Genomic DNA, 18,743 nt, shown 5'->3' with positions numbered 1-18,743 from the left:
TTGTATCTAACTACATAAATCATCATCAGATTCCTTTTTGTGAGGCTATGAAAGGGTTAATTGGTGACTCTTTTCATTTCATACAGACTATGCCCATGGAAGAGGAAAGGATCAAGATGGGATGGGCTGTGGATCCAAAGGATTATTCTTATGTGGAGCTCTTTTACCAAGATGAAGAGAAGTGCAAAGGCCTCATACTAGATAGCGATGTAGTAATATTTGGCTGGACTGAGGGACTTATCAGTAAGCTAGAGGAAAAGAGGCTTTCATCTGGTAAGCTTACCTTTCGGCTTAGCGAGAGAATATATCGCGAAGGACAGTGGAAAGCCATCAGTCCTAAAGGACTTATCAGAAAGTATCATGAGCATTATAAATATAGAAAGATGCCGGTATATCTGCTGTGCGCCGGCGCTTATGTAGCTTCTGACTTTGAACTTATCCGCAGCTATCCAGACAAGAAGCTTAAATGGGGATATTTCCCTGATAGGAAGATGGATATTTCAGAGAAAAGACCTGTTGAAGGTAGAAAGATAAAGCTTTCTTGGACAGGCAGACTCATAAAACTAAAGCACCCTGAGTTTGCTGTAGAGATTGCAAAGCTGCTCAAGGAAAAGGGCTACGACTTTGAGCTGACTTTCGTTGGCGACGGTAATCAAAGAGAATCACTTGAGAAAAAAACGAAAGAATACGGCCTTGGCGAGCAGGTGAGTTTTAAAGGGAATCTTGATCCAGCAGATGCTTTCAAAGCAATGGCAGAGGCAGACATACAGCTCTTTACCAGTAACTATCTTGAAGGTTGGGGAGCTGTAGTAAATGAGGCTATGCAGTGCGGAAATGCAGTAGTTGCATCCTATGAGGCTGGTGCTGTTCCATTCCTTATACAGGATGGAGTTAATGGACTTTCCTACAAGAACGGCGACTATAGTGAGTTCGCGAAAAAAGTCTTGTATTTATTTGAAAGAAAAGATAAAATTTTGCAGTTTGGTAGTAACGCAAAAAAGACTATAGAAGAAGTCTGGAACGCGAAAAATGCTGCAAAAGAGCTCCTTAGGTTCTCTAATGAGTTTTTGGAGGGAAGAAAGCCAAGTTTTTCTTCTGAGGGCCCTGTCAGCAAGGCTGAGATAATAAAGCCTGCTGGTATAAAAAGGTGTTTGCAGGAAGATAATCATTTAGAATGAGGATATTATGAGATTTATTGACGAGTTTTTTGAAACAAAATTTAAGATCTTTGGAGTAGAGATAAAAATTATTGACCTGCTCTTTTTCACCATCATTTCATGTCTTGGATTGGTATTTAGACTTTCACTTTATGACATTGTTTCTGGTGATTACAAGCTTGCATTTGCTGATTGGATGAGAGAGTGCCATGAAGCAGGCGGATTTGCATATCTTGGAATCAAGCCAGGTGTCAGTGATGCCAGTACTTTTGATTATAACTGTATGTTCCAGTATATTATCGTGATCCTTCACTATATAGGCGGTGGTATCAGCGATATGTATCTGGTAAAGACAGTTTCAGTAATATTCGATTATGTGTGTGCTGTTACTATTATGAGAATTACTTTTAAGGCAACAGAAGGCAATGTGACAAAGTCACTTATTGCCTATGGCGCAGCTATGTTTCTTCCATCTGTCGTGCTCAACAGTGCAGCGTGGGCACAGAATGATGCAATCTTTACATCATTTGTTCTTTTGTCACTTCTTTATTTTATGAAGGGCAAGGACAACAGAGCATTCATTTACCTTGCATTTGCTTATAGTTTCAAACAGCAGGCAATCTTCTTTATGCCATTTGTAATAATCATGTGGCTCAAGAATAAGATAAAGATCAGATATATTTTCTGGATTCCAGTTGTACATTTTGCAGCTATGATACCTGCAGCAATTGCTGGTAGAAGCTGGGGAGACCTTCTTGGTATTTATGGCAAGCAGGTAAAAATGTTCTCCAGACTTACAATGAATTATCCAAGCATTTATACCATCATTACTTCAGACCTTTCAAAGGCTACTAGGTCAATTCTGATCAGTGGTGGAACCGTGGCTACTGTGATCGTTCTTGGAATCATTGCTTACTATTCATACAAGATAAAGAATGAAGTAAGCTTTGAATATATGATAACACTTGTTATATTTACTGTAGAAGTATGCTGCTTCTGCCTCCCTGCTATGCATGAGAGATATGGCTATCTCCCTGAGATCTTAGCTGTGGTTTATGCAGTTATCAATGTTAAGAGAGTGCCAATATGTGCAGCACTTCAGATGATCACTATGATGACCTATGCAAGATATCTTTTCGGTTCAACAGTAACAACTCTTTGGCCACTGTCATGCGCAATGCTGGTGATCATTATGATCATCGGATATGATCTCTATAGACAAATGAAAAAGATGGAGGCTTCTAATGTCTGAGTTTACTCAGAAAATATCGGTAATCATACCGGCATATAACATTGAAGATCTTTTACCAAAGTGCGTCAGATCTGTAGCTCAGCAGGATTATCCAGCTGAGCTTCTTCAGATTATAGTGGTTGATGATGGATCAACAGATGGAACAGCTAAAGTTGCTGATGATCTTGCAAAAGAGTTTTCTAATGTGGAAGTTTATCATCAGAAAAATGGTGGTTCCAGTAGCGCCAGAAATTTGGGCATAGCTCATGCGACAGGCGAATACATCGGATTTGTGGATAGTGATGACTATGTTGATAGCAGAATGTATAGTTCATTAGTTGACGCTGCTGTCAGAACTGGCGCAGACATGGTTCAGATCTCAAGGGACGAGATCTCAGAGGATGGAACAAGACGTCCTGATGTAGTTATACCTCCAGAGCAGGAAACAGAAGTATCTCCAGTAGAGCATCTCAGGACACTTCTCATGCACACAGGTGATGCATCTTTTTGCACCAAGATCACCAGAAAAACTATTTTTGATAGGGGGCTTAAGTTCCCTGAGGGCGAGCTTAATGAGGATTTTTATCTCATGATCCATGCTCTTGAATACGTTAATAAGCTGGTTATTTTGCCATATCAGTATTACCATGTCTTTTACAGATCAGGAAGTAATTCAAGGCGCAAGGTCGAAGACAAGGACTATTTCCCATCTGTTTATACTGATATAGTCAGAAATTCTGATGTAGTACTTGAACTTGTTAAGGACAAGCATCCTGAACTTGTGCAGATAGCAGAGAGATTTGGCTACTATCAGAGGCTGGATTACTTATTGCATATTCCAGTTAGCAAAATGGAAAAGAGCAATACATTTTATCTTGAAGTTGTAGGATATATCAGAAAAAATTACTTTAATATCATGAGAAACGGATATTTGACCGGTAAACAAAAGCTTTATTTGAGCATATTAGCGCCTGCACCTAAATTTGTTAGGAAGCTTCATGCGAAGATAAGGGGCTTATAATTTATGAAAAAGATTTCTATTTACCTTATCATGTTTATAGCACTGCTTGTGAGCATCTATTATGGTGCTCAGAAGTCTGGCTTTCATGAGGATGAGTACTATACTTATTTCTCAACCAATAGAAGCTTGGGATTGTACCAGCCAGACAGAGAGTGGCAGGACAAGCAGACTATCCTGGATGAGTTTGCAGTTAAAGAGGGAGAAGGCTTTAACTACGGGCTTGTTAAGCTTGTTCAATCTTGGGATGTTCATCCACCTTTTTACTATTTTGTTTTCCATACGATATGTTCTTTTGTTCCTGGAGTATTTACAAAATGGACAGGTATTATAACAAATTTAATAGCGTTTGTTATTTCAATGCTTGTGCTATATGCATTGATGGAGAGGCTTAAAGTACCATTTCAGATACAGCTCCTTACGATGGCCTTTTGGGGACTTAATCCTCAGACCATTTCCTGTAACATGCTGATCAGAATGTATGCATTTTTAACAGCAGCGGTATTTGCCTGTGCATATTTTCATGTGAGACTGATCCAGGATTATGGCAGATATAGAAAAGATATGAAAAACTATATGCTCAAGTGGCTTTTGCCGATTATGGCTGTATCCTACGTGGGCTTTTTGATCCAGTATTTTTACATCTTCTTCTTTGTATCTATAGGAGTTGCAACAGCATACTGGCTGTTCTTTAAAAATGCAGATCTAAAGAACGCTTTGGGTTATGTTTGTGGCTGCGCAGTTAGCCTACTATTGGCGGTATTAACATATCCTGCCAGTGTAAGGCACATGTTTGGCGGTTACAGAGGAAGCGATGCGTCAGGAAGCTTCTTTGATATTTTTAATACAGGGCTTAGGGTCAAGTTTTTTGTGGGACTTTTAAATGACTATGTATTTGCAGGAGGACTTATATTCATAGCTCTTTTCATAGCCATATTGATAGTTGCTGGAATATTTACTGGCAAAAAGTATAAGCTTTTAAGACCGGAAGTTGTGATATTAACTGTAGGAGCAGTTGGATATTTCCTTCTTACAGCCAAGACAGCTCTTTTGGTTGGCAGTGCATCTAACAGGTATGAGATGCCAATTTATGGAATCATTATCATGCTCTTATTTTGGGACGTGTATTACACTGTTAATTCTATTGGGCAAAAGAGCTATGTATATGCATTTATGGTTGCGATGGTAGCTTTTTTGATAAAAGGTCTGATGATCGATGGAAATGTGCTCTTCTTGTACAAGGAAGATGTACCTAAGATAGCGTATGCCAGAGAACATGAAGATAACGTAGCAGTTGTTATGTATAATCCTGCGACGCCGCATAATGTTTGGAGGCTCACAGATGAACTTCTTCAGTATGATAAGGTTTTCTACATGAATGAGGAAAACACAGAAAAACTTGTGGATAAAGAGGTGACTTCAGCTGATAAGATAGTTCTTTATGTGGCTGATGATGACCTTCAGCAGGAAGCTATAAACAATTTGGTGGATTCATGCCAGAATATTAGTGGAAAAAGCTTCGTTTCCGACGAGGAAATGTGGGTAACCTATGAGCTTGATTGAGTACATGATATAATAAAATGAAAATGAGTAAGATTGAGGGCATAATTTGATGAGAGCAGCAGTAATAGGAGCAAGTTCAGAATCTATATACGCTATCAGCAAGGCTAAAGAGCTTGGGCTGGAAGTTATTGCATTAGATGGAAATGCGGAAGCACCTGGTTTACGCGAGGCAGATGCTTCCTTTGTTGTAGATATAAGAGATCCACAGAAGGTTTTTGAGATACTTGATCAGAACAAGCCTGACATAGTGCTTCCTGTACCTATCGGAAGGTACCTTACTACTACCGGCGCGGTGAATGATCACTATAATCTGTGCGGAATCTCTTTTGATGCGGCTAATAACTGCACTGACAAATATGAGTTCCACAGACTGTTAAGTGAAAAGGATCTTAGAAAAGCAGAAATGTACTTAATTTCTGCAGGTACTGAAAGTGCAGATGCGGATGAGCTTAATTTCATGTATCCAGTTGTAGTTAAGCCAAGATTTGGTTCAGGAAGCCGCGGAGTTAAGATCTATAATACTAAAGAGGAACTTCAAAAAGAGTTTTTGGCAGAACTTCCATTTGATGAGGATTATTGCATAGAGACATTCGTTGATGGTCCGGAATATGGCGTAGACGGTGTTTATGTTGATGGGAAGTTCAAGCTTATACTTCTTAGAGGTAAAAAGAATACTAAACCTCCATATAGGGAGTGCGTTGGCTACTATTCTATCATTGAGGCTCCTGAAAATGCTGAGTTTATCACAGCTGTAAAGAAGCTTATGCAGGAAGCTGGTGAGATTCTTGGATTTAAGAATAACCTGGTGCATGCAGATATCATAAAAGATGTAAATGGAAAGCCATTTATCATCGAAACTTCCGGACGTCCATCAGGGCACAATCTCCATAACCTCTTTACACCTATGGCAAGTGGGGTTGATGTTATCTCAGAGTTTATCAAGCTTGCTGTACCAGCACTTGGTCTTAAATATTCATTTGAGCCAAATGTGGATAAGAAGATGATCATCAGATATTTTGACTTTGAAGATGTCAGGATCAATAAAGTCCCATCCAAAGAGGCTCTGATGAAGAAATATCCGCTGCGAGCTTGGAATTGCAATATAAAGAGTGGAATGTATTTAGGAAAAGTTACAAATGGTGCGTCTATCATGGGAAGAGGCTTCTTTATCCTGGAAGCATCAGATACATTTGCCCTTGATGAATACGCCGCAGCCATCAAAAGCGAGTTTGAAGTGGAGGCAGTTAAATGAGCTGTGTTGCCATTATTACAGCCAGAGGCGGAAGTAAGAGAATCCCTGGCAAGAACATAAAGAATTTCTGTGGAAAACCTATAATTGAATATTCTATAACAGCAGCTATTGAAAGTGGCGCATTCGATGAAGTAATGGTTTCAACAGATGATGAGAAGATTGCCGAGGTTGCTAGGAATGCTGGAGCCAAGGTTCCTTTCATGCGCTCAGAAGATACTGCCAATGACTACGCTACAACTGACGAAGTTATTGCAGAAGTACTGAATAGATACAAGTCAGAAGGCAAGAATTTTGACAGATTTTGCTGTATATATCCTACAGCTCCTTTTATTACTCCTCAGAGATTAAAAGAAGCTATGGATAAACTTGATGAGCACGAATCAGTTACTCCAGTGGTTGCTTTTTCATATCCACCTCAGAGGGGCTTTATCATTGAAAATGAGAGACTTGTTCGTAAGCATCCCGAGCATGCTCTCACAAGATCTCAGGATCTCGAAAAGATATATCACGACAGTGGACAGTTCTATGCCTGCAGGACAGATGCCTTCTTTAGAGACAATACAACTGATGTAGATGATATGGTTGCTGTTATCCTTAGTGAAGATGAAGTTCAGGATATAGATACTTTTGAGGACTGGAAGATTGCTGAGCAAAAATACAGAAATCTTAAGAGTGCGTCAGAAGAAATGACAAATATGTCAGGTGAAAAATTTGATGATTCTAAGCTAAAGACTCCTTATTACAGAGTGGATGAATCTCTTTTAAATGCTGATATTGAAATGCTGAAAGGCGCACTGGATAAGGATTGGAATAATTACATTTGTTCTTATTCGGTTAAGACAAATTCTCTTCCATGGCTACTTGCCCATTTAAAGGAAAATGGCTTTTATGCAGAAGTTGTTTCCAAGGAAGAATATGAGCTTGCTATTAGACTTGGCTATAGAAAAGACCAGGTTATCTATAATGGACCAATAAAGGATAAGGATGCTTTCTGTGAGATTCTCCTTGCTGGCGGAATCGTAAATATGGATTCAAGCTATGAACCAGTTTGGCTTGAAGAACTTGCTAATGGTCATAAAGACAGATCTTTTGGTATTGGTATCAGAGTCAACTACGATATCTCTACTATTATTCCTGATGAAGTCCTCGCAGACGAGGAAGGAAGCAGATTCGGCTACTGCTATGAAAATGGTGAGCTTGGGAAAGTCATTGATAAAGTGAAGAGCTTTCCAAATGTTAAGGTTGCTGGTCTTCACCTTCATTCTTCTACAAAGTCACGTTCACTTAATGCCTATAGAGCTCTATCTCAGGTTGCTGTTCTAGTGGCAAAAGAGTATGAGCTGGATCTTGACTATGTGGACATGGGCGGCGGATACTATGGCGGAGTAGAAGGCAAGCCTGATTTTAGAAGCTACGTTCCTGCAATTAGTGAGGAACTTTCAAAGTTCTTTGATGTTAATAAGACGAAGCTGGTAATGGAGCCGGGTGTATCAATGGTTTCATCATCGTTTAATTTTGTAACAAGTGTTATTGATACAAAAGATATCAGAGACCACAGATATGTTGTAATAGACGGAAGCCGTGTAAATCTTAATCCACAGGTTACCAGAAGATGGTATCCTCACAGGTTTGAGTATGCCGACGATAAGGCTTCTAGAAATAAGATGGATTCGCAGATGATCTGTGGTGCCACATGCATGGAGTACGACAGATTGTTTAATGCAGAAAATGAGGTAGAGCTCAAGACTGGTGACAGGGTTGTATTTACTAATGCCGGAGGATACACGCTTTGCCTTACACCTCTTTTCATACATTATTTTCCAGCGGTTTATGTTAAAAAGAGTGATGGAACGGTTTTTGAAGCCAGATTTCCATGGACTAATGAAGAATACATGATGAAGAATCATTTCCAGGGAGGTTTTTAAATGCCTAGATTTGAGCTAAATCAGAGGGTTAAACTGGCTGATCACTATATTGGCAAGGATGATCCTGTATATATTGTTGCGGAAATGTCTGCCAATCATAACAATGACTTTAACAGAGCTATAGAGATCATTCACGCAGCTAAAGAGGCTGGTGCTGATGCTATTAAGCTTCAGACCTATACTGCTGACACCATGACCATTGACAGTGACAAGAGCTATTTTCAGATAGATGGCGGAACTTTATGGGATGGTATGACTCTTTACAAGCTTTATCAACAGGCATACACCCCTTGGGAGTGGCAGCCAAAGCTTATGGAAGAAGCAAATAAGCTTGGACTTGATTGCTTCTCAACTCCTTTTGACAAAACATCTCTTGATTTTGTAGAACAGATGAATATGCCGGCTATCAAGATCGCATCCTATGAGATTACAGATATTCCTCTTATCAGAATGTGCGCAGCTAGGAAAAAGCCGATCATACTGGCTACAGGTGTTGCGACACTTGATGATATCAGACTTGCTATCGAGGCCTGCATTCAGGAAGAAAACAAGGATGTAATTTTACTTAAATGTGTTTCTGCATATCCTACACCTTATGAGGATGTAAACCTCAATATGATAAAGGGACTTGCTGATGCGTTCGGTTGCATCATGGGTCTTTCTGATCACACCATGGGATGGACAGTTCCAATTGCTGCAGTTTCATTAGGAGCTAGAATGGTGGAGAAGCACCTGACTCTTAGAAGAGCTGATGGCGGTGCTGATGGAGCATTTTCTATGGAACCAGAAGAGTTTGCCGAGATGGTAAAGAGCATTCGTATTGTAGAAAAAGCTCTTGGAAGTAGCAAGTACAAGCTGACCCCGGCTCAGGAAAAGGAAAGAGAGGGCGCAAGATCTCTTTTCGTAGTAGAGGATATCAAGAAGGGGGAGAAGCTTACTGCTGCAAACATCAGATCTATTAGACCTCAGCAGGGTAGCGGCCTTCCACCGATTGAGTACGACAATGTTATTGGTAAAACAGCTTCTAAGGATCTCTTTAGAGGCGAACCACTTAAATATGACGATTTCTGTTAAATAGCAGGAGGAAGCATGAATAAGAAAGTCTGGATAAAGGCAAATGGGAATGGCATAATCGCTACTGGTCATATCAGAAGATGTATGACTATTGCAAAAGAGCTGATGGACAATGGCGCTGAAGTCGTTTTTGTTTTATCAGATGTTGATAGCGCCGATCTTTTGAGAACTTTATCTGATGAGGATGGAACTACATTTGACTCTGTGATCCTTCATAACAATTTTTCCGAGCCTATGGAAGATCTTCCGCTATTAAAAGAACTTTTTGCTTCAGAGAAGCCTGACTTTTACCTTATGGATTCATATTTCCTGAAGGAAGATTATTTTCAAGGGGTAAATGATCTCATAAAGGAGCTTGCATTGCAGACAAAGACTGGATTTATTGATGATCTCTATAAATTCGATTATCCGGTGGACCTGATAATAAATTATGACCTTATTATCCCTCAGGACTTCTATAGTGCTCCTAGGCAGCTTCTGGGACCAGAATATTCCCCGCTTAGACCTCAGTTTGCGGACAATGATTATGTGGTAAAGGACGTTGCAAGAAATGCACTGTTATCATCAGGTGGGACTGATCCTTATCATGTCTTAGGGGATATTTTAAAAGAGATTTACGTAGGCGATAGCCCCTGCAGAAAAGTTCTTGATACAACAGGGCTATGCTGCGATGTAGTTGTTGGGGCTCTCTTTGAAGAAGGCTACAAGGAAGAATTAAGAGAGCTTGCAAAGGCACATAAAGAGATTACCCTCCATGAGACAGTAGGAGATATGGCGTCTCTCATGCGTAAGGCTGATTTTGCGGTATCTGCTGGAGGAACAACCCTGTATGAGTTATGCGCAGTGGGAGTACCAACGGTTGTATTTAGTATGGCCGATAATCAGGTTGAGTTTGTGCAGTCCTTTGATAAGGCTGGAGCAGCCAAATACGCTGGTGATGCCAGAAAAGACAGAAGACTTGTTCAGAAGATCGTAACTTGGGGAACAGCAGCTCAGGACAACGCTGGATTTAGGAAAAGAATGAGTGATAAAGCCAAAAGTCTCATTGACGGAAAAGGCGCAGAAAGGATTGCCAAGGCAATTTTGGAATTTATATGATAAAGCTTAGCATAATAGTGCCTGTTTACAATATGGCATCAGATGGAAAACTTGAATATTGCTTGAATAGCCTGGTAGGGCAGACGCTGGATTCTTCTGACTATGAGATAATAGCAGTTGATGACTGCTCAACAGATAACTCGTTCGAGATCCTTCAGAAGTATGAAAAGGAGTATCCTGAGAAATTTAAAGCTATCCATTCAGAGACAAATCTTCATCAAGGAGGAGCCAAGAACATCGGCCTTGCAATTGCCCAAGGAGAATGGCTTGGGTTTATTGATGCGGATGATTGGATCGTTCCAGATTACTATGAGAGACTATTAAATAAGGCAAAAGAGACAGGGGCTGACATGGTAGGCTGTGATTATTCTCTTACAGATGAGCATAGCTTTAAGGTCGGAAAGGTAGTCCACAACAATAACTATTCCCAAACGGGCGTTATGGATAAGGGACGTTACAAGAACCTATTATTAGAAACAGGTAGTCTTGTAGTAAAGGTTTATAGAAGAGAGCTTATTGTTGGTGATTACAAGCCTGGAACACAGAATAAGCTTTCAGTTTTTCCTGAGAACATTTTTTATGAGGATAATGCAGTAAGTAATACATGGATGACAAGATCCAAGCATTTTGAATACATTCAGGAACCGTTATATTTTTATTACCAGCATCAGAGTTCAACTGTCCACAGCATCTCAAGGAAGAATCTTGAGGACAGAATGGTCGCTGGAAGGATGATCATAAGTGAAGCCAAAGAAAATGGCTATTTTGATGAATATAAACCAGAGATCGAATTTCAATACACTGTGTTATTTTATGTGAACACCCTCTTTTCTGCTATGCCTAAGAGTTCTAAGTTAAAGGATTGCTATTCCTTTACTAAGGCTTTGGCAAAAGAGATGAAGGAAACCTTCCCTGATTTTCAGGAGAATCAATATTATCAGGAAAAGATTCATCCAGAGGAAAAGAAGCTTATAGCATATCAAATGAAATCACATATGTTTTTTTATTTGTACTACAGATTACTGTGGTTTTATAGAGGCTTAAGGAGTAAAAGTTAAGTATTTTATGCAGGATAGAGTATATGTGTGCCACACCTTTTATCATGTATATGTGGCATGTTTGAAGGAATTTTATATAGCTGATGGCGGGAAAGCGACTCTTGTTCTTTCTAAGATGTCCAATAACTTTGGCAAAATGGTCGAAAGAGCCAAGGAGAGTCCTATTTTTGATGCTGTCTATGAGTACGATGAAAAAGAAGACACTTTTTTCCCAGAGTTAGCTGAGCTTAAAAAGGACTCAGGAAATATAGTCCTTAACATGATAAAAAGAATTAAATTTTGCAAGGAATTTGGTCGTCTTCAGGAAAAATACATTCCTATAGATTTCAAGGAATACAAAGATATCTATGTATTTTGCGATTCAGATCCTATTGGCTATTACCTTAATTACAAGAAGATTCCATATCATGCTGTAGAAGATGGTCTTGATTGTATCAGATACTACGATACTGCCAGATATGACAACAGAGGACATTTCAAGATCAAAGCCTGGATGGCTTCAAAAGGACTTATCCATATTCAGAACGGCTATGGAAGGTATTGTATAGATATGGAGGTCAACAATATCTCTGTTTTGCCATATCCATGTGATAAGTACGTGGAGCTTCCTCGTAAGACACTTACTGACAGACTTACCGCTTCAGAAAAAGAGCTGATGCTAAAGCTATTTGTAGATGACGTTGAAGGAATCAAGAAAAAGGTAGAGGGTAATGATAAGACTTTGCTTGTTTTATCTGAACCTCTTTGCGACCTTGACACAAGGGTTAGAATATTTAAAGATATTATTTGTGAATATGGAACAATAGATAATACAAAAGCAATTGTTATTATAAAACAGCATCCTAGAGATCTACTGGATTATAGGGAGAATTTCCCTGAGGCTATCGTTCTTGACGGCTCATTTCCTATGGAGATGCTGAACTTTATTGAGAATATCAGCTTTGACAGGCTTGTTTCTGTATATACAGTAGTGGATTCCTTAAGCTTTGTAGAGGACAAGATCTATCTTGGAGATGATTTTATGGACAAGTACGAAGCACCTGAGATCCATAGACAGAATGAAGCAATCACAGATTAACATAAGAAGGGTAATTTTAGTTTTATGCGCAAGATTTTTAAAAAAGTGATGCGTCTTTTGGATGCAAAGCAGAAGAGACAGATGGTAGGCATTGTTTTCATGATGCTTATCGGAGGTGTTTTAGAGTCATTAGGTATTGCTCTTATCGTGCCTATCATGAAGGTTGTTGTCAGCCCTGAGAAGGTTCAGGAGAGTAAGTATCTTTCATTTATCTACAACGGACTTAACCTTACATCCACCACTCAGCTTGCAGCTATCATAATGGTGGCACTTATTCTGGTCTTTGTTGTAAAGAATATATTCCTTTATTTCCTGAATGTAGTTCAGCTGCGTTTTGTATATACAAACCAGTTTGCTACATCAAGACGTATGATGATCAATTTCATGCAGAGACCTTATGAGTATTATCTCAATGCTGACACAAGTGTCATTCAGAGAAATATCACTTCTGACGTTAACAATATGTATGGACTTATCCTGAGTAGTCTTCAGCTTATAAGTGAAGTTATCGTATTTACTTGCCTTGTTGCTTTCCTTGTTAGTACTGATGCAGAGATGACACTTAGTATTGCTCTTCTTCTTGTTGTAGTACTCCTTGTGATCAAGTATTTCATCAAGCCAGTTATGGTCAAGGCAGGACAGGAAAACCAGGATTATTATAGTGGTCTTTATAAGTGGATCGATGAGTCTGTTACAGGAATCAAAGAAATCAAGATCGCAAATAAGGAAAACTATTTCATAAATGGATATGCTGATTGCGGTGCAGGTTATGTAAATGCTGTTCAGAAATATAACCTTTATAATTCAACACCAAGACTTTTGATAGAGACTATTGCGATTGCCGGTATGATCGGATATATGCTTGTAGTAATGGCTAGAGGAACTGATCTCACAGACCTCGTTCCTCAGCTTACAGTTCTTGCAGCAGCTGCTTCAAGACTTTTACCAAGTGCCAACAGGATCAACAATTACCTGACTTCAATTGCTTATTTTGAACCTTTCCTTATGAATGTAAGCGACAATCTTCAGTCAGAGATCCATGACGGCAATATTTCATATAACAGCGACGATTACAGGAAAAAGAGTCAGGTTGAAAAGTTACCTGTTACAAAGAGCATTCTCATGAAGGATATTACTTATAAGTATCCTGGAACTGACAAGCTCATTCTTGATAAAGCAGATATGGAAGTTCCAGTAGGAAAGTCTGTCGGTATCGTTGGTACTTCCGGTGCAGGTAAGACCACTATCGTAGATGTCATGCTTGGACTTTTGAAGCCTGAATCTGGAAAAATTCTTGCAGACGGCGTAGATGTCATGGAACACTATCCAGAGTGGCTCAAGAATATCGGTTATATTCCACAGACTATCTTCATGATCGATTCAACCATCAGAAAGAATGTAGCTTTTGGCTATCCTGATGAAGAGATTGACGATACAAGAGTTTGGAATGCGTTAAAAGAAGCATCACTTGATGAATTTGTAAGAAGCCTACCAGAGGGACTTGATACCAAGATTGGTGAGAGAGGAATCAGGCTTTCAGGTGGACAGAAACAGAGAATAGGTATTGCAAGAGCTCTTTTTGAAGATCCTGAAGTACTTGTTCTTGATGAAGCTACATCAGCTCTTGATAATGAGACTGAGGCAGCTATCATGGAGTCGATAAATAACCTTCATGGTAAGAAAACACTTGTTATTATTGCCCACAGACTTCAGACCATTGAAAAATGTGATATGGTCTACAGCATTAAGGACGGAAAAGCAGTGGTAGACAGATAAAAAGTTTTTTGGAGGAGAGCATGAGCGTTAGAAAACCTAATTTTGAGTTACTTAGAATAATCGCAATGCTTATGATAGTGACATTACACTACAATATCCACGCAGATGCATTGTTACAGCTGGGAGTTCCAGCTTCAAAGGTTCAGATCTTTGCAACAGTTATCGAGACATTTTGCATAACCGGAGTCAATGTTTATGTGCTTCTTAGTGGATATTTCCTTTCACAGACCAACATTAAGCTTAGTCGTATCCTAAAGCTTATCTGTCAGGTGTATTTCTATACGATACTTATTTCCGTAGCCATGATGATGGTGGGAACATATACAGTTGGAAGTGACGATACTATCTACAAGACTGCTCAGTATCTTTTCCCGATATCTTCTGAGCATTATTGGTTTGTTACAGCATACGTCATCATGTATGTTCTGTCTCCAGTACTCAACGCAGCTGTAAATGCCCTTAGCAGGATACAGCTCAAGACAGTCATCATAGGTCTTCTCATTTGGTTCTGCGGTATCAAGAGCCTTGTCCCTGTAATGTTTGTAACTGATCATGCAGGATATGATTATGGCTGGTTCATATGCCTTTATCTTATCGCGGCATATATCAGAAAATATGACGTAGTTCTTTTCTTTAATGCCAAGAGAAGTGCATTGGTATTTTTGATATCATCACTTATATCTCTTGCCATGTCTCTTGCACTTCATTACATAAACCTTACAAGAGGCGGATTTATTTACTACTCACAGGTGCCTACTCACTATAACTTCATCTTTACTTTAACAGGAGCACTTGGCTTGTTCTCAGTATTTAGATTCCTCAAGATGAAGGAAAACTGGTTTGCAAATGTAGTAAGATTTGTAGCACCTTTTACTTTTGGCGTATACCTTGTACATATGCATCTTGAGATCAGAAACAGATGGGTAGAGTGGCTTGAAAGCCTTATTGGACCAGTTCCAATGGATAATGTTCTCTTCTTTGCTTGGCATATGATCCGCTGCGTCATTATAGTATTTGCCGCAGGTATTTTTGTGGACTGGATCCGCAAGATGGTATTTGACTTCATTGGCCGCGTAATGAAGGATACTAAGTTGTTTAAGTTTATCCGCAAATGGGATGAAAAGATATGCTAAATAATATCAGGAGTTATTTTTATAATTTCAAGAGATTTCAGCGTCCGCTGGAGAGATATTTCTTTCCAGTGGTGCTTTTGTTATACCCTTTAATTGGTGTGAATCAGGGAATTGATATATCTGACACCATGTACAGCCTGACCAATTATGAATACATGGGTAATCTTGACCCAATGTGGCTTTTTTCCACTTATCTTAGTAACGTCTTTGGAAAGCTGATAATGCTTCTTCCTGGAGCAGGAACAATGCTGGGATTTAGTATTTATTGCAGCTTTATCACGAGTGCCATCGCACTTATAGCATATTACTGTCTTCAGAGGTTTATGCCAGGATGGATGATCTTTATTGGCGAGTTTATTGCAGAGAGCATCTGTTTTTGCCCAAGAGTCATCCTTTATAACTATCTGACTTACCTTTTGTTTACTGTAGGAACTATTCTTCTGATTCATGGCATTCTTCAGTGGCAAAGACAAAACCTGTTCCTTTTTCTTGCAGGAATATGCTTTGGACTTAACGTACTTGTAAGGTTTCCGAATATCGTAGAGACTGCAATGATACTTGCCTTGTGGTTCTATGGCCTTATTACCAAGGATAGACTAGTAGAGGTTTTAAAGAGAACAGGTATCTGTATCCTTGGCTTCCTGGCAGGAATGCTTGGGCCAATAGCTATAATTTCAATAAAATATGGCTTCATGGCTTATCCAAATATGATAATAAGCTTATTTGGTATGACTGAGGGTGCATCTGACTATTCTGGCGGCGGAATGATAGCGCTTATCGTAGAGGCTTATCTTACTACTCTTTCAGATATGGTCATAATGCTTCCTTGTATTGCAGCTGGAATCATTATGTTTATGCTTCTGCCAAAGAGATATGTTCTTATCAAAAAGCTCTTATTCATAGGCGGATTATTAGTTCTTATCAGATACTATTTTGCAATAGGTGTCATCACTAGAAACTATTATTACTACGATTCAATGTTCCAGCTTGCAATGATGTTTATCATCGCTGGAATAGTGCTTAGTGTTACCGGAAGCCTTGGGCTGTTAAATGGCAGTAAAGAGGAGCAGACATTAAGTTTTGTGACACTTCTCCTTATTCTTGTAACACCTATCGGAAGTAATAATTATACCTTCCCAATCCTTAATAACCTCTTTATCATTGCCCCGATAGTTCTTTGGCTATTTAGACGAATGATCCAAAGAGCAGGTGAAGCAGATTACAACTTTGCCTGGGAAAGTACAATTACAGCTGTTATTATTGCGCTGTTTATCCAGGGAACTCTTTTCCATGTGGGATATTCATTTGTTGATGGCGCAGATGGAACTCCAAGAGATAGTACAGTAAGTGTAGATAAGCTTTCAGGAATGATCACGACTCAGTATAATGCACAGTCTCTTGATGAGTTAAAAGACGCTTTGGAGAAAGCAGATCTTTTACAGACTAAGGTGATTCTCTTTGGTGGTATCCCGGGAATATCATATATGTTTGATATGGAACCAGCTATTAACACCGCATGGCCAGATCTTGATAGCTACTCAATAGATAAGTTTGATTCTCAGCTTATGGAATTAAACGCATCCGATAATGCAACTCCTACAGTAATTGTTTCCAAAGAAATGGCAGACTACTCCTTGGTAGGAGCTAAATATGATATTTTATTGGACTATATTGCAAATCACGATTATAATAAAATCTTCGAAAGCGAAAGATTTATCGTTTTTGCTGAATCAAAATAAAGAATAGAGGTTTATATTTATGGATAAGCTTTTGGCACAGATTGCCAAATTCGGAATTGTTGGAGTTATCAGCTTCATTGTTGACTATGTAGTATACAGGATCTTCAATGCTATATTTGTCAGTGTTGGATTCTCAGAAGTGTTTGCACAGTATTATCTTTTGTCAGCGCTTCTAGGATTCACAGTTTCAGTAGTAGTTAATTACATCTTAAGCTTTAAGTTTGTTTTCGAGAGAAAAGAAGATATCAGCAGAAAGAAAGAGTTTATCGTATTTCTTGTTCTTAGTATCATCGGACTTGGAATCAATGAGGTCTGCTTATATCTTGGATATGACGTGATCTATCTCAACTGGCCATGGCTCAGGAGCATTATGAGCGAAGGCTTTGCTAAGGATGTATTCTTTAAATTTGGTGCAACTGGCGTAGTAATGGTATATAATTTCATATCAAGAAAGATTTTTCTTGAAAAGAAGGATTGATCAAGAGGTGAATCATGAGAATTAATTTTAATGTACCTCCATATACAGGTAAAGAACTTGACTATATTAAGGAGTGCGTAGAAGCTCAGAAGATCTGCGGCGATGGTAAGTATACAGCCCTTGATAATGAGTGGATTGAGAAAAAGACAGGCGTAAAGAAGGCACTTCTTACAACATCATGCACACATGCTACTGAGATGTCTGCTATTCTTGCCGGAATCAAAGAAGGTGATGAAGTTATCATGCCTTCATTTACTTTTGTATCAACAGCTAATGCTTTTGTATTAAGAGGAGCTAAGGTAGTTTTTGTTGATATCAGACCTGATACTATGAATATTGATGAGAATCTTATCGAGCAGGCTATCACACCAAAGACTAAGGCAATCGTTCCAGTACACTATGCTGGTGTTGGCTGCGAGATGGATACTATCATGGACATTGCAAAGCGCCACAACCTTCTGGTTATCGAGGATGCTGCTCAGGGCGTTATGGCAACTTATAAGGGAAGAGCCCTTGGTTCAATCGGTGATTTTGGTAACTATAGCTTCCACGAGACCAAGAACTACAGCATGGGCGAAGGTGGAGCGCTTCTTTTAAGAGATGAAACATACGTTGATAACGCTATCATCATCAGAGAAAAGGGTACAAACAGAACTCTTTACAACCTTGGTAAGGTTGATAAATACAGCTGGATCATGCCAGGTTCTTCATATCTTCCAAGTGAGATGAACGCAGCATATCTTCATGCACAGCTTCAGCTTGCTGATGAGATCAATGATGCAAGACTTGATCACTGGAACAGATATTATGAAGCCCTCAGACCACTTGCAGAAAAAGGTCTCATTGAGCTTCCTTACGTGCCAGAAGAGTGCGTACACAATGGTCACATGTTCTACATCAAGTGTAAGGATGTAGAGGAGAGAACAGGACTTATTAACTACCTTAAGAGCAACGACATCTTACCTGCATCTCACTACGTACCACTTCACTCATCAAAAGCTGGTGTGAAGTACTCTGAGTTTAGAGGAGAAGATAAGTATACAACAAGAGAAAGTCTCAGACTTTTGAGACTTCCTATGTACTATAAGCTTACAAACGAAGACCTTGATGAAGTAGTTATGAGAGTAAAGGAGTACTACAAATTTAACTAATCTGGAGCAGAA

The 18,743-nt window shown here is 39.2% G+C and carries 15 protein-coding genes; all 15 read left to right on the top strand.

Going from position 1 to position 18,743, the window contains the following annotated elements:
- The first annotated feature begins 47 nt into the window (after positions 1-47).
- Positions 48-1,178, top strand: a complete 1,131-nt coding sequence (locus BUA02_RS03980) for a glycosyltransferase family 4 protein (RefSeq protein WP_242946469.1) — start codon at positions 48-50, stop codon at positions 1,176-1,178.
- A gap of 7 nt (positions 1,179-1,185) precedes the next feature.
- Entirely contained in the window at positions 1,186-2,409 is a 1,224-nt protein-coding gene (locus tag BUA02_RS03975; protein ID WP_072701131.1) for a hypothetical protein, read from the top strand.
- Positions 2,402-3,409: a glycosyltransferase family 2 protein gene (locus BUA02_RS03970; protein ID WP_072701129.1), complete on the top strand. Its 1,008-nt coding sequence runs from the start codon at positions 2,402-2,404 to the stop codon at positions 3,407-3,409. Before BUA02_RS03975 ends, BUA02_RS03970 begins: the two co-directional genes overlap by 8 nt.
- A 3-nt stretch (positions 3,410-3,412) precedes the next feature.
- On the top strand, positions 3,413-4,969 hold the full coding sequence (locus BUA02_RS03965; protein ID WP_072701127.1) for a hypothetical protein: 1,557 nt from the start codon (positions 3,413-3,415) through the stop codon (positions 4,967-4,969).
- Between the two features lie 49 nt (positions 4,970-5,018).
- Positions 5,019-6,221 carry an ATP-grasp domain-containing protein gene (locus tag BUA02_RS03960; RefSeq protein ID WP_072701125.1) on the top strand — a complete coding sequence of 401 codons (1,203 nt, stop codon included), beginning with the start codon at positions 5,019-5,021 and terminating at the stop codon, positions 6,219-6,221.
- Positions 6,218-8,146 (top strand): pseudaminic acid cytidylyltransferase, encoded by a 1,929-nt coding sequence (pseF, locus tag BUA02_RS16165; protein WP_083572630.1) that lies wholly within the window; start codon positions 6,218-6,220, stop codon positions 8,144-8,146. The genes BUA02_RS03960 and pseF overlap by 4 nt, the downstream gene beginning before the upstream one ends.
- Positions 8,147-9,220, top strand: a complete 1,074-nt coding sequence (gene pseI / locus BUA02_RS03945; RefSeq protein ID WP_072701123.1) for a pseudaminic acid synthase — start codon at positions 8,147-8,149, stop codon at positions 9,218-9,220.
- Between the two features lie 15 nt (positions 9,221-9,235).
- Positions 9,236-10,318 carry a PseG/SpsG family protein gene (locus BUA02_RS03940; protein WP_072701121.1) on the top strand — a complete coding sequence of 361 codons (1,083 nt, stop codon included), beginning with the start codon at positions 9,236-9,238 and terminating at the stop codon, positions 10,316-10,318.
- A complete protein-coding gene (locus BUA02_RS03935) occupies positions 10,315-11,376 on the top strand; it encodes a glycosyltransferase family 2 protein (RefSeq protein ID WP_242946468.1) in 1,062 nt (353 codons plus the stop codon). The genes BUA02_RS03940 and BUA02_RS03935 overlap by 4 nt, the downstream gene beginning before the upstream one ends.
- Positions 11,377-11,428: 52 nt before the next feature.
- Complete coding sequence (locus BUA02_RS03930; protein WP_242946472.1) at positions 11,429-12,454, top strand: glycosyltransferase family 52; 1,026 nt, start codon at positions 11,429-11,431, stop codon at positions 12,452-12,454.
- Between the two features lie 24 nt (positions 12,455-12,478).
- On the top strand, positions 12,479-14,230 hold the full coding sequence (locus BUA02_RS03925) for an ABC transporter ATP-binding protein (RefSeq protein WP_072701116.1): 1,752 nt from the start codon (positions 12,479-12,481) through the stop codon (positions 14,228-14,230).
- Between the two features lie 20 nt (positions 14,231-14,250).
- Positions 14,251-15,363: an acyltransferase gene (locus tag BUA02_RS03920; RefSeq protein WP_072701114.1), complete on the top strand. Its 1,113-nt coding sequence runs from the start codon at positions 14,251-14,253 to the stop codon at positions 15,361-15,363.
- 77 nt (positions 15,364-15,440) lie between these two features.
- Complete coding sequence (locus BUA02_RS03915; protein ID WP_207647702.1) at positions 15,441-17,102, top strand: hypothetical protein; 1,662 nt, start codon at positions 15,441-15,443, stop codon at positions 17,100-17,102.
- Between the two features lie 19 nt (positions 17,103-17,121).
- Positions 17,122-17,580, top strand: a complete 459-nt coding sequence (locus BUA02_RS03910; protein ID WP_071177051.1) for a GtrA family protein — start codon at positions 17,122-17,124, stop codon at positions 17,578-17,580.
- Positions 17,581-17,594: 14 nt separating this feature from the next.
- Positions 17,595-18,731 carry a dTDP-4-amino-4,6-dideoxygalactose transaminase gene (gene rffA / locus BUA02_RS03905; RefSeq protein ID WP_071177050.1) on the top strand — a complete coding sequence of 379 codons (1,137 nt, stop codon included), beginning with the start codon at positions 17,595-17,597 and terminating at the stop codon, positions 18,729-18,731.
- Positions 18,732-18,743 lie beyond the last annotated feature (12 nt).

It is taken from the genome of Butyrivibrio hungatei DSM 14810, from assembly GCF_900143205.1.
Classification (GTDB): domain Bacteria; phylum Bacillota; class Clostridia; order Lachnospirales; family Lachnospiraceae; genus Butyrivibrio; species Butyrivibrio hungatei.
Note: the sequence above shows the minus strand (reverse complement) of the source record. Positions and strands in the feature narration are given on the sequence as shown.

Coding starts and splice junctions, on each gene's coding strand:
- BUA02_RS03980 (WP_242946469.1), top strand. CDS start 48: ATGAAAGGGTTAATTGGTGACTCTTTTCATTTCATACAGACTATGCCC.
- BUA02_RS03975 (WP_072701131.1), top strand. CDS start 1,186: ATGAGATTTATTGACGAGTTTTTTGAAACAAAATTTAAGATCTTTGGA.
- BUA02_RS03970 (WP_072701129.1), top strand. CDS start 2,402: ATGTCTGAGTTTACTCAGAAAATATCGGTAATCATACCGGCATATAAC.
- BUA02_RS03965 (WP_072701127.1), top strand. CDS start 3,413: ATGAAAAAGATTTCTATTTACCTTATCATGTTTATAGCACTGCTTGTG.
- BUA02_RS03960 (WP_072701125.1), top strand. CDS start 5,019: ATGAGAGCAGCAGTAATAGGAGCAAGTTCAGAATCTATATACGCTATC.
- pseF (WP_083572630.1), top strand. CDS start 6,218: ATGAGCTGTGTTGCCATTATTACAGCCAGAGGCGGAAGTAAGAGAATC.
- pseI (WP_072701123.1), top strand. CDS start 8,147: ATGCCTAGATTTGAGCTAAATCAGAGGGTTAAACTGGCTGATCACTAT.
- BUA02_RS03940 (WP_072701121.1), top strand. CDS start 9,236: ATGAATAAGAAAGTCTGGATAAAGGCAAATGGGAATGGCATAATCGCT.
- BUA02_RS03935 (WP_242946468.1), top strand. CDS start 10,315: ATGATAAAGCTTAGCATAATAGTGCCTGTTTACAATATGGCATCAGAT.
- BUA02_RS03925 (WP_072701116.1), top strand. CDS start 12,479: ATGCGCAAGATTTTTAAAAAAGTGATGCGTCTTTTGGATGCAAAGCAG.
- BUA02_RS03920 (WP_072701114.1), top strand. CDS start 14,251: ATGAGCGTTAGAAAACCTAATTTTGAGTTACTTAGAATAATCGCAATG.
- BUA02_RS03910 (WP_071177051.1), top strand. CDS start 17,122: ATGGATAAGCTTTTGGCACAGATTGCCAAATTCGGAATTGTTGGAGTT.
- rffA (WP_071177050.1), top strand. CDS start 17,595: ATGAGAATTAATTTTAATGTACCTCCATATACAGGTAAAGAACTTGAC.